At 71.8% G+C, this 11,222-nt stretch carries 8 protein-coding genes and 1 pseudogene; 2 read left to right on the forward strand and 7 right to left on the reverse strand.

Going from position 1 to position 11,222, the window contains the following annotated elements:
- Positions 1 to 801, forward strand: an 801-nt coding sequence (locus ACFWY9_RS18280) for an OB-fold nucleic acid binding domain-containing protein (protein ID WP_378339316.1), incomplete at its 5' end; no start/stop codon positions are given.
- Here ACFWY9_RS18280 and lepB read toward each other — a convergent pair.
- The 7 genes and pseudogenes from lepB to ACFWY9_RS18315 form a co-directional block, all read right to left on the reverse strand.
- On the reverse strand, positions 791 to 1,585 hold the full coding sequence (gene lepB / locus ACFWY9_RS18285) for a signal peptidase I (protein WP_378330822.1): 795 nt from the start codon (positions 1,583 to 1,585) through the stop codon (positions 791 to 793). The genes ACFWY9_RS18280 and lepB overlap by 11 nt on opposite strands.
- A gap of 29 nt (positions 1,586 to 1,614) precedes the next feature.
- Positions 1,615 to 2,049: pseudogene (locus ACFWY9_RS18290) on the reverse strand (YnfA family protein).
- Positions 2,050 to 2,063: 14 nt separating this feature from the next.
- The gene (locus ACFWY9_RS18295; protein ID WP_378339317.1) at positions 2,064 to 3,566 is read right to left on the reverse strand and encodes a serine/threonine protein kinase; all 1,503 of its coding nucleotides are present in this window, start codon (positions 3,564 to 3,566) and stop codon (positions 2,064 to 2,066) included.
- A complete protein-coding gene (locus tag ACFWY9_RS18300) occupies positions 3,563 to 5,701 on the reverse strand; it encodes a transglutaminaseTgpA domain-containing protein (protein ID WP_378339318.1) in 2,139 nt (712 codons plus the stop codon). The genes ACFWY9_RS18295 and ACFWY9_RS18300 overlap by 4 nt, the downstream gene beginning before the upstream one ends.
- A gap of 40 nt (positions 5,702 to 5,741) precedes the next feature.
- The gene (locus ACFWY9_RS18305) at positions 5,742 to 6,884 is read right to left on the reverse strand and encodes a DUF58 domain-containing protein (protein WP_378339319.1); all 1,143 of its coding nucleotides are present in this window, start codon (positions 6,882 to 6,884) and stop codon (positions 5,742 to 5,744) included.
- Entirely contained in the window at positions 6,884 to 7,852 is a 969-nt protein-coding gene (locus ACFWY9_RS18310; protein WP_378330827.1) for an AAA family ATPase, read from the reverse strand. Before ACFWY9_RS18310 ends, ACFWY9_RS18305 begins: the two co-directional genes overlap by 1 nt.
- A complete protein-coding gene (locus ACFWY9_RS18315; RefSeq protein WP_378330854.1) occupies positions 7,849 to 10,008 on the reverse strand; it encodes a fibronectin type III domain-containing protein in 2,160 nt (719 codons plus the stop codon). Before ACFWY9_RS18315 ends, ACFWY9_RS18310 begins: the two co-directional genes overlap by 4 nt.
- 121 nt (positions 10,009 to 10,129) lie before the next feature.
- Between ACFWY9_RS18315 and ACFWY9_RS18320 the strand changes: the two genes are divergently transcribed.
- A complete protein-coding gene (locus ACFWY9_RS18320; RefSeq protein WP_378330828.1) occupies positions 10,130 to 11,062 on the forward strand; it encodes a DUF5829 family protein in 933 nt (310 codons plus the stop codon).
- The last annotated feature ends 160 nt before the right edge of the window (positions 11,063 to 11,222 follow it).

Genomic DNA, 11,222 nt, shown 5'->3' on the forward strand with positions numbered 1-11,222 from the left:
CCTCGCCTGTCGATGATCCAGGTCCACGAAGACGCCGTCGAAGCCGTCGTCCCCCTCAAACGCCAGGAAGCCATGGGCCAGTTCGACCTCTTCGGCGGCGACGACACGCAGGCGGACTCGGCCGCGTCCCCGCTCGCGCACCTGCGGCTCACCGACGAGGAATACCCACGCAAACAACTCCTCGGCTACGAACGGGAAATGCTCGGCCTCTACGTCTCCGCGCATCCCCTGGACGGCGCCGAACGCATCCTCCGGAAGCACGCGAGGAAACCGATCGCGGCGCTCCTCGCCGATCCACCCAAGGAAGGCGAAGTCGTGCTCGCGGGGCTCATCACGTCGCTGGAGCGGCGGGTCAACAAGAAGGGCGAGCCCTGGGCCATCTGCACGGTCGAGGACATGGACGCCGCGTTGGAAGTGCTGTTCTTTCCCAAGGCGTACGCGATCTTCGCGGCGGATCTCGTCGAGGACAACGCCGTAGTCGTCAAGGGCAGGGTCAACTGGCGGGAGGACAAGATGTCGGTGTTCGGCGGCGGGCTCGTCCCGCTCGATCTGTCCGATGTGGACCGCGGCGACGCGGACCCGCCGCTGGTCCTGCTGGCCGCGGCCGAGAAGCTCGATCTCGCCGTGGTGAGCGAACTGAAGCAAACTCTGCTCGCCCACCGCGGCGACACGCCGGTACTGCTCGAACTCGTCAGCGAGCGGCGGCGCGGCCGCTACGCCCTCGACGACTATCCCGTGACGGTCAGCTCTCCGTTGCTGGGCGAGCTGAAAGGCATCCCCGGCGTGTCGGTCAAGGCATGACCGGCGCGCGACGACGTTTCCGCGCGGCACGCGTGATGGTCACCAGAAGGCCGACGAAGCCGGCCAGGAACAGCACCGCGCCGCCGAGGAACAGCCAGCGGCCGTTCGCGTAGCCGCTGTCGGACAGCGGGGTGCCCGGGAGTCCGGCGTCGGTGAACGCCGTCGTCGGGGTGAGCGTCCGCGCGGTCACCGGGTTCCCGACCGCCACGACCACGCCGTACACCTCGGACACCGGGACAGCTCCCGCACCGGCCACCGTGCTCGCCATCCGCGAGTCGAGGGAGTTGTTCCGGTAGTCGCCCGCTACGAACACCGTCCCCGGCGGCACCTGCGCGGTGAAGGCCATCTGGTCCTTCCCCTCCGCGGGCGGCAGGTAGAGGTACTCCTCGGTGACCGGCTTGCCGTTGACCTTGATGCGGTTCTGCTGATCACAGCAGGTCACCGTGTCGCCGCCGAGGCCGATGACCCGTTCGATCACCCGGCCAGGAGGTCCCCCGCCGGGGTAGGAACCGAAGTCGAAGACGACGATGTCCCCTCGGTGCAGTTCGACGCCGCCGGCCGAGCGGTAGGCGACCGTGCCCTGGGGAAGGGTCTGGCTCATGCCGGAGTACTTGATGGCGACGCGGCGGTAGCCGAAGAGCACGGTTCCCCCGCCGTAGACCGCGAGCCCGGCGCCGAGGACCACGACAACGATCATCAGCGCCAGCACCGGCGAGAGCCTGCGACGCGCGGTGGCGGCGGAAGCGGGCGAAGACGGTGGCGGCGGGAAAACCGGTTCGGTCACGTCCCTCTATCGGGGCACGAGCCCACGCGTTACCCCGTCCGCGGCGCGTACATGATCACCGCGACCCCGGCGAGGCACAGCAGCGCGCCGATGACGTCGTAGCGGTCGGGCCGGTAGCCGTCCGCGACCATGCCCCAGACGAGAGATCCGGCGACGAACACTCCGCCGTACGCCGCGAGGATCCGGCCGAAGTGCGCGTCGGGCTGCAGCGTCGCGACGAACCCGTACAGTCCTACTGTGCCGTTCGTTACTAATCCGACCACAGCCACGGCCGAATGACTTCGTAGCAACGGTTACGTGCCGCGCAGGGGTCGGCCTACTTTTGGCCGGATTAGTAACGCGACAATGCCGCCGCCGATCCAGAGCAACCCGCGATGTTCGCGGATTCCCTGCCACACCAGCCAGGCGCCGCCGATCTCCAGCACCGCCGCCGCGACGAACAACAGGATCGACCGGACAAGCACAACGCCACGGTAGCTCAGCGGCACACCGCGCCACGCACCGCCACGGCGTTGCTGGTGTAGACCGCGCCGCCCACGGTGGCCTGGACCTGGAAGCAGTACCGGCGCTTCGGGTCCACCGGCACCGTCTTCGTCCTGACCCGCCCCGCCAGGAGGACTTGCGTGGGCTCGCCCTCCTGCGCGATCACCACGCCGTAGTCCATCAGCCGGGAGGTCCGCCAGGTGAGCACCACGTCGGTGCCGCGGTCGACCGGAGGGTCCAGCACGACGACCTCGTCAGCGGCGGACGCCGGGGGCGAGGCGGGCGCCGAGGATGGCGTCGGTGAGGACGACGCCGGCGACGATCCGGGCCCGCCGCCCAGCGACAACCACACCGCGAGCGCGCCGACGGCCACGCACGCGACGCCCACCCCGGCGAACGACAGCATCCGGCGCGCGCCGGACGGCGTGGCCTCCGGCGGCGCCGGGGTCACCCCGGACACGACCGAACCCGGCGGGAGCGAATCCGCCGGCACCGGGCGCGCCTCGGGAACGGACATCGGCGGCGGGAACGTCTCCGCGTCCGCCACCGGCGGCATCGTGTCCACAAAGGACCTACGCGGCGCTGGTTTCGCCTGCCACGAAGCGTCTTCGGTACTCGGCCACTCCGCGGGCGGGAACACGACCGGGGAGAGCGACGTGCCGGGCAGCAGGTCGGCCAGCTGCTCGGCCACCCACGCGGCACCCGGCGGGCGGCGCTCGGGCTCGGGCAGCAGCAGCTGGGCCACCACCTCGGACAGCTGGTCCGGGACACCGGGCCGGTCGATCCTGGGCACCCGTGTCCGCAGCAGCCGCAGCATGCGGTCGCCGAGCCGCTCGCCCAGTCTGCTCGGCAGTGGCGGCTCCCCGGTGAGCGCGGTGTGCAGCAACGCGCCGAGGCCGTAGAGGTCGCTGCGCTCGTCGAAGGTGTCCGTGCGCAGCGTCTCCGGGGCGAGACCGTCGAGCAGGCGCTCGACGTCCCGGGGGAACGCCCGCCGCAGCGCCACCCCGAAGTCGGCGAGCACGGGCTGCCCCGACATCCGGATCAGCACGTTCGACGGTTTCACCCCGCCGTGCACCACCCCGACCGCGTGCGCCGCAGCGAGGGCCGCGGCGATGGCGTGGCCGAAGACCAGCACGTCGCCGGGTGCCAGCGCGCCGGTCCGCGCGACCACGTCCGCCAGCGACTCCTGGCACAGCTCCATCCGCAGCGCGTGCCTGCCGTCGGCGACCTGGTCGAGGTCCTGCACCGGCAGGATCGCGTAGGTCCCGACGAGGTCGGCGAGCTTCGTCTGCTCGTCCTCGAGGGTGGTCAGCGTGCGCCGGTCGATCCGGTCCGGGAACACCTTGAACGCCACCGGCACCCCGTCGGAGTGTCCGGAGTAGACGGTCGCGACCGGGCCGGTGCCGATCGGGGCCGACCAGGCACCCGGCGACGTCGTGCCACCGGGCCGGCGCCGCCGGAAGGACGACCGGAAACCCGAGCGTTGCTCGATCATCATGCCACCGCCACAACCTCTCGTGGTGGGAACAGGCAGCGCGGGTCGAACGCCGCCCGTACCCGCTGGCGCCGCGACCGTTCGGCCAGGCTGCGGCGGATCGCGTCGACGGCGCCCCACGCCTGGTTCAGCGTGCCGCCGTCCGCCCCGTTACCCGACCAGAGCGCGATGTCCACTTGGGACGCCAGCCACACCAGCCCGTCCACCACGGTCCGGTCGAGGGTGGCCGACGCCGCGACGGACAGCTCACGGACGGTGGTGCCCGCCGGGCAGGAAACCCCGTGTGCGCGCACCAGATCCCGTGCCTCCCACCAGGCCGCGATCACGCCGTCGGCCCCGGTGCGGCGGCGCCTGCGATATCCGCGCCAGGTCTTGACCACCGGCAACCCCGCGACGCCGAGCACCAGCAACGCGAGGAGACCGAGCAACACCGGCACGATCAGTTGCGCCAAGGGCAGGTTCATCGCACCCGTGTCCCCGGTGTCCTGATCGGACGGTGGCAGCTGCGGGTCCTTCAGGTCCCGTGTCGGCGGCAGTTCCGCGCGGGCCTGCGCGGTGGCCGCCGCCAGCCCGGTCGGGGAAGCGCCGGGCGCGCCGCCGGGACCCGCCGCCGTGCCGCTCGGGTCGAGCGGCACCCAGCCGACGCCGGCGACAGCGACCTCCGGCCAGGCGAGGACGTCACCGTCGCGCACCACCACCGGCGTGCCGGGTGGCGCGGCCGGGGCGCGGAAGCCCACTGCGATCCGCGCGGGGATGCCGACGATCCTGGCGAGCGCCACATAGGACGCCGCGAACTGCTCGCTCGTCCCGCGTTGGGTCCGCAGCAGGAAGTTCCCGAGCTGCGGCCAGCCGCTGCCGGTGGGCAGGCCGGGCCCGGTGGCGACGTGGTAGTGGGTGCTCAGGTAGCGCTCCAGCACGAACGCGGCCTGGAAGGACGGCCGCAGCCCGCCGACCGCCGTCCTGGCCAGCTCGCCGATGCCCGGCGGGACGGCGCCGAGCCCGCGGGCGGGCACCGTCGAGTCGATCGGGGCGTCGGCCAGCTTCCTGGCGTCGACGTCCGGCTCGCGCCAGCTCAGCCGGTAGCCGACGGGCCCGGCGGGCTCCTGGGACAGCAGCATGCCGGATGCGGGGGCGATCAGCGGGGCCGCCCCGGTGACCTCGGCGGGCGTGGCCTGGCTCGGCAGCCATGGTGTGTCCACAGTGGATGCCTGAATCTGTGCACTGTGGACGGTGGTGGGCGCGGTGACGCCCGGCGCGGGGTCCAGCCGGGTGCCCATCCGGCGGTAGTCGTCGTCGGGGAACCAGTTCGCGCCGTCGAACTCGTCGAGTACGGCGAGCCGCCAGCGGTCGACGCGATCGGGGCTCGTATAGCTGAAGACGGGGTTCTCCGGCTGCTTCAGCCGGGCCGCGACCTCGTCGAGCGGATTGGTGACCCGCGTCGGTGGCAGCGGCACCTCCCGGCCGGTCCGTGCCGACAGCGAGGGCCGGTTTCCCTGGTCGAGCACCGTGACGACGACCGCACCGGCAGTGCCGAGCAGCACGGGCACGACCAGCGCCAGCGCGGTCACCTGCCGGGCGCTGACGGAATACGGGCGCCGCAGGACGAACAGCGTGGCCGACAGCGCGGCGTAAGCCAGCCCTGCGACTGTCCCCAGTGGACCGGTCAACGCGACGTACGCCTGGCTCACACCGAGCAGCACCAGCCCCGGCACCAGCGCGGCCGGGGTCCAGCGCAGCAGTTCGACGGCCAGCACCGCAGTGAGCAGCACCGCGAGCGGCACGAACAGCAGCAGTTCCGCGTCCGGCCTCGCGGGCCAGGTCGACTGCAAGGTGAGCTGCCACGAATGGACCGCGCCCCCCGCGAGCGCCCGCCACGTCTCACCGGTCGGCAGGCCCGTTTCCGTCGTGTCCCGCAGTTCGGTCTCGATGACCGCGACCAGCCCGGCGACGAGGGCGAGCAGCGGCCGCCACGGCCTGAGCACGGGCAGCCGCGCGCAGACCTCGGCCACGAGCACGCTCGAAAGCAGTACCGCCGCGATCGGCACCAGCAGCGGGACGAACCCGAACACCGGCGCGAAGAGCAGGCCGGACACGGCCGCGGTGAGCAGTACGCACCAGACGGCCAGACGGGACCTCATGCGATCGCCTCGGTGTCGAATCCCTTGTGCCACAAGCTTTTCATCGCGGCATCACCACGTTCCACCGGCGGACGGCGTCCACTGCGCCGGTCGCGGCGACGACCTTGGCGCCCGGCACCACCGGCACCGCTCCCCCGCCGAGGACGACCACGACGAGCGGGGAGTACCGCGAGCGAACCCCGGTCAGCGAAGCGAGATCGGCGGGCGGCAGACCGGCGGTGATGACGGCGAGCCCACCGCCCCCGGACCGCGAAAGCGAGCCGGGCACGAGAGCCTGTCCCGGGTCGCGGTGCGGATCGAGCACGGTCAGTTCGTCGAGCAGCAGCCGCACGGCCGACGGCCCGCCCGCGGTCGCGACGTCGAGGCCGCACGAGGTGACCAGACGACAGCGGTGGCCTGCCCCGGCGGCGGCCGCGACGAGCGACGCGGCGACGTCGACGGCCTCCTCGAAGAGCGCGTCGGGAAAGCGGGTGTCGAGCAGGACGGTGAACCTCGGCTGATCCGGATCGATGTACTCACGCACCATCAGCTGCCCGGTACGCGCCGTGGCTTTCCAGTGCAGGTGCCGCACTTCGTCCCCGACCGTGTATTCGCGCACCTCGCGCAGGTCGAAGGAACCGCGCAGCGCGTCGTTGGACGCCACGCCTTCGTGGTGGTGCCGTGGATGACCGCCCGCGAGCGCGCGGACCGGGTGCACGCGCGGGTGCACCCACAGGGTCGTGGTGTCGCCGGTGGTCACGTGAGCGCGGCCGAGCCCGAACGGGTCGACCCTGTCCAGCGTCAGCGGGCCGACCTGATGACGGCCGCGTCGTCCGGTCGGAAGGTCGTAGACCCGCTCGGTTTCCTTGTGGGGCAGCAAAGCGGGCACCGCCACCGCGTGGAACCCGCTCCCGATCCGGTCTCCCGCGGTGAACCCGGCCTGACGCCGGTTCGCGGTGCTGCGCACCCGCAGCTTCGCGAACGCGGCCCCGCCGCGCTCGACCCGTTCGGGATAGACCTCCCTGGTGACCCGCACCCGCGGCCGCCGCGCGGTGAGCGCGACGGCCGCGAGCAGGATTCCGCCGCAGAATCCCGCCAGTGCGAGAAAAAGGGGATAACCAGCCCACTGCCCGGCGGCGAACAGCACGGGCGTGGCCGCGAGGACCACCACGCCCCGCCGGGTGGGCCGCATCGCCGGGGTCATCAAGCCCCCGTGCGGGTCATCCCGGGTGCCGGCACGGCGGCGAGCACCTTGTCGATCACTTCCGCGGGCGAGACCTGGTTCAGCTCGGCCTCGGAGGTGAGGATGACGCGATGCCCGAGCACCGGATGCGCGATCTCCTTGACGTCGTCGGGAGTGACGAACGCGCGGCCACGCGTGGCCGCGACCGCCTGCGCCGCGCGGATCAGCGCGATGCTGCCGCGCGGGCTCGCGCCGTACCGGAGCGCGACGTGTTCCCGGGTCGCCGCGGCCAGTTTCGCCGCGTACTCGCAGATCGCGCGCTCGACGTGCGCGGCCCGCACCTGCGTCACGGCGCCCAGCAGGGTCGGGATGTCCACCACAGGCGAGAGTTCGTCCGGGTCGACCCCGGCGCAGTCGCTCATGATCACCATGACCTCCGCGGCCAGATCGGGATAGCCGACCTCCAGTCGCATGAGGAACCGGTCGAGCTGCGCCTCCGGCAGCCGGTAGGTGCCCTCCATCTCGATCGGGTTCTGCGTCGCCACCACGAGGAACGGGCGCGGCACCTGATGCCGCACGGCGTCGACGGTGACCGTCCGCTCGGCCATCACCTCCAGCAGCGCCGACTGCGTTTTCGGGGTACCACGGTTGATTTCGTCGGCGAGCACGACGTTGGCGAACACCCCGCCGGGGTGGAACTGGAACCGCTCGGCGTGCTGGTGGTAGACCGGGACGCCGGTGATGTCGCCGGGCAGCAGATCGGGGGTGAACTGGATGCGGTTCCAGTTCCCGCCGACACTGCGCGCGAGACAGCGGGCCAGCGTCGTCTTGCCGAGACCGGGGACGTCCTCGACGAGGAGGTGTCCTTCGGCGAGCAGCGCGGCGATCGCGAGGCGCACCAGGTCGGGCTTGCCGCGGACGACGGTCTGCACATTCGCCGCGATCCGCTCGTAGACCTCGTGCGCCGGTATCGCGGGCGCTCGGTTCATCGTTTCTCCCACTTGATTTTGTTGGATGTAGCGAGGGCCCTGCCGTTGGCGTCGAGCACGGTGATCCAGACAGTTTGGCCTGGTACGTCATAGTTGACCTTGTTGTAATTCACCGAACCGTTGGCGTCGGTCGGAGTGGTGTCCTCCTCGTGGACCTTGGGATTGCTGTCAGAACTCAACCTGAGCGTGTATCTGGTATTCGGCGCAAAGCCTTTCAAGGACGCGTTGATCCAGTAGCAGTTCGGCCTCTTGCAGTTGTCGCTAGACCCAGGCGCGCCTTGGCTGATGGTGATGGTCCCCTGCGCCGCGATCTGGATCGTCTTCGACGAGGAAGCGCCGTTCAGCGTTTGCCCGTCGGCGGTTTTCGTGACCGCGTAAACGGTGAAGGTGACCGATCCGCTCAGCCCGCCGTACGTCATGCTGGTCCCGTTGGTGGTCTGCGAGCCCTTCCCTGTCGCGCTGATGACGTAGTGCACGAGCGTGCCGCCGTTCATCGCGGGCGCTCCCCAGCTGACGACCGCTCCAGTTCCCTGGGGCCTCGCGGTGAGGTTGGGCGGCGCGCCCGCGGCGGCCACCGGGGTCACCGTGGCCGACGCACCCGGTCCGGTGCCCGCCTTGTTCACCGCCGTCACCGTCATCGTGTAGCGGGTTCCGTTGGCCAGACCGGAAATGTTCGCGCTGCGCGCGTCGCCGCCGACGGTCTGGGATCCGCCCGCCCAGCTGATCCGGTAGGAGGTGATCGGCGCGCGGTTGTCCGGCGCCGCGCCCCACGACACCGTCGCCGAGCCGCTGCCAGCGGTGGCCGACACCGACGACGGGGCGCCGGGTGGGCTCGCGGGCGCGGTCGGCTGGGTTTTCGGCGGTTCGGCCGCGGGCGGCGCGGGCTTCGGCGGGACCGGGTTCTGGGGCTCTTGCCTGCCAGGGGGTCCCTGCCGGTCTCCCGCTCCCGGCCCCGGCCGCTGCTGGCCCTGCCCACCCGGTGGCGCGACCGGCCCGTCCGTGCCACCACGGCGCTGTTCCACCGGCGGTACCACGCTTCCGTCGGGCGGATTCTGCGGTTTCGGCACGTCGCCCGTGCGGTCGCCGCCGATCGGGACGTCGACGATCTTGCCGTCGTGATCGACGACGAGCACGTGCGCGCCCTCGGCGCCGTCGACGTAGACGCGGCCGTCCTCGCCCCGGCTGACGCGCGGAATCCCGGACTCCGGCGGGATCGGCTGCGAGCCGACCTTCCTGCCGGTGGCGTCGTAGGTCAGCAACGTGCCGGACTTCTTGTCGACCAGCGCGACGACACGACCGGTCGACACCGGGTCGCTGTAGTCGCCCTCCGGCAGTTCGACGATCACCGGCTTCTCGCCCCGATGCGTGGTGTCGACGAAGTACAGGCGGTTGCTCTGCCGGTCCAGGATCGCGACGCGGCCGGACACGTCGTTGGCCGCCGGGTTCGCCTGTCGCGAGGGCGTGACACCCAACGGCAGCGGGGCGCCGAGGCCCGCCGCGCCGACCGGCCGGAGTTCGGCCGCGGTGGTGTCGACGAACCACGGCTGGTCGGCGACGAGCGTCAGCGCGCCGGTGTGGCCGGCCGGGACGGACACCGGGCAGGCCGAAAGCTGGTCGGCGCCGCTGACCAGATCGCAGAGCAGGGCCGAAGTCTTGCGGAACAGCCACAGCGTCCCGTTGCTGGTGGCGACCGGATCGCCCACCGGACCGCCCGCGGACATCGACGCGGGCGGATGGCCGAGCCGCACCACGCGCCCGGCCTCACGATAGACGAGGTACGGACCGCCCGCGGTTTCCACTCCGACCGCGACCTCGCCCGTCGGCGGCACGATCGACGGCTCCACGGCGAGGTTCGACTTGCCGAACTCGGTGATCCGGCCCTGGCCGACGACGTAACCGCTGCTGTCCCCCTGCACCACCTGACTGCCCGGATCGCCGGGCACCGGGGTCTGCGCGTCGACGCTGCTGGTCGCGCCGTCGACGTGGAACACCGCGCGGGCGGCGAGGTTGTAGACCCAGTGCCCGACCGGCAGGAACTGCATCCCGCCCAGCGGCTTGGCGGCCCCGGTGAGCGCGACGGTCACCGTCGCGCCGCAGGTCACGGCGATCAGCACCACCGGCACGCGGCGGCGCCAGGCGCGGCCGCCCGCAGTCATCCCCTTCACCAGGCGGACCCTAGGCCCGGCCGCCGGGAGGGGTCCCGAACGCGTTTCGCGATCCCGGCCGGGAAAGCCGAAAACGGCCTTGGCGCGGGGATTTCCGCCTTAGGATCCGGCCATGACGATTCGCCGGACGTTGCGGAAGACCATGGCCCTCACCGCGGCCCTCGCCATCACCCTCACCGGTGTGGGGACGGCTCAAGCGGAGGAAAACCCGCCGGTCTCCGACAGACAGTTGCTGTTCTTCAACCACGCCTACGGGGTGTTCGACCGGGAGACCGCCGACGCCATCGAACATTCCACCTACCTGCGGGACTTCGCCAGCTTCCAGGTCCGCACCACGACCGGGACGGGCGGGCAGAAATGGACCGGCCGCTACCTGATGGGCCGCGAGACCTACCTCGAGCTGTTCGGCGTCGGCGACATCGACGGCCAGAGCGGCGCCCTCGGTTCCGCCGGGATGGGGACCTCGGTCGAGCGGGCAGGGGACCTCGCGAAGGTGACCGAGCGGCTCAAGGACGAGGGGGTCGCCAACCCGATCAAGTTCCTGCAGACAAGGGACTTCGGCGACGGTGTCCCGGTGCCGTGGTTCGACGCCGTCCTCACCAGCGAGCAGTACGACGCCTTCGACACCTGGGGCATGGAGTACCGGCCGGAGTACTTCGCCGATCCGCGCGGCAAGACCGAACCGGCGCGCTTCCCCGGTGACGTCGGCCGGGAACGCTACCTGAACAACGACTACCGCGACCACCAGATGCGGGACGTGGCGGGCATCCACCTCGCGGTCACCGAACGGGACCTCGCCAACACGGTTCCGCTGTTGAAGGCGGGCGGGTTCGTCGTCCGGACCGTCCCGGGTGGTGTCGTGGCGCTGCGGGGCGGCACGACGATCCGGTTCGACACCGTCCCCCGCCCCCAGGCGGGGCTGCGGCAGATCGACCTGACGCTCAACCGGCCCGTGGCGGACCGGCACGAGGAACGGATCGGCCGGTCCACCCTCGTCGTCGGCCCCGGCCCCCGCGCCGTGTGGACTTTCCCGACGAACGGCTGACGGCGGGCCCGGACGTCAGAACACCGAAACGACCCCGGCGCGCTCGCGACGGGTCAACGCGCTGATCACCGCGGGGGGGGGGGGGGGCGCCCCCCCCCCCCGCCCCCCCCCCGGACGACACCAGGCGGGCGCCGCCCCGAAGCACCCGCGCGCCCCCCGG

The sequence above is a fragment of the Amycolatopsis sp. NPDC059027 genome (assembly GCF_042739735.1).
Taxonomy (GTDB): Bacteria; Actinomycetota; Actinomycetes; order Mycobacteriales; family Pseudonocardiaceae; genus Amycolatopsis.

Coding starts and splice junctions, on each gene's coding strand:
- ACFWY9_RS18305 (WP_378339319.1), bottom strand. CDS start 6,884: ATGACCCCGGCGATGCGGCCCACCCGGCGGGGCGTGGTGGTCCTCGCG.
- ACFWY9_RS18300 (WP_378339318.1), bottom strand. CDS start 5,701: ATGAGGTCCCGTCTGGCCGTCTGGTGCGTACTGCTCACCGCGGCCGTG.
- ACFWY9_RS18295 (WP_378339317.1), bottom strand. CDS start 3,566: ATGATGATCGAGCAACGCTCGGGTTTCCGGTCGTCCTTCCGGCGGCGC.
- ACFWY9_RS18320 (WP_378330828.1), top strand. CDS start 10,130: ATGACGATTCGCCGGACGTTGCGGAAGACCATGGCCCTCACCGCGGCC.
- ACFWY9_RS18315 (WP_378330854.1), bottom strand. CDS start 10,008: ATGACTGCGGGCGGCCGCGCCTGGCGCCGCCGCGTGCCGGTGGTGCTG.
- ACFWY9_RS18310 (WP_378330827.1), bottom strand. CDS start 7,852: ATGAACCGAGCGCCCGCGATACCGGCGCACGAGGTCTACGAGCGGATC.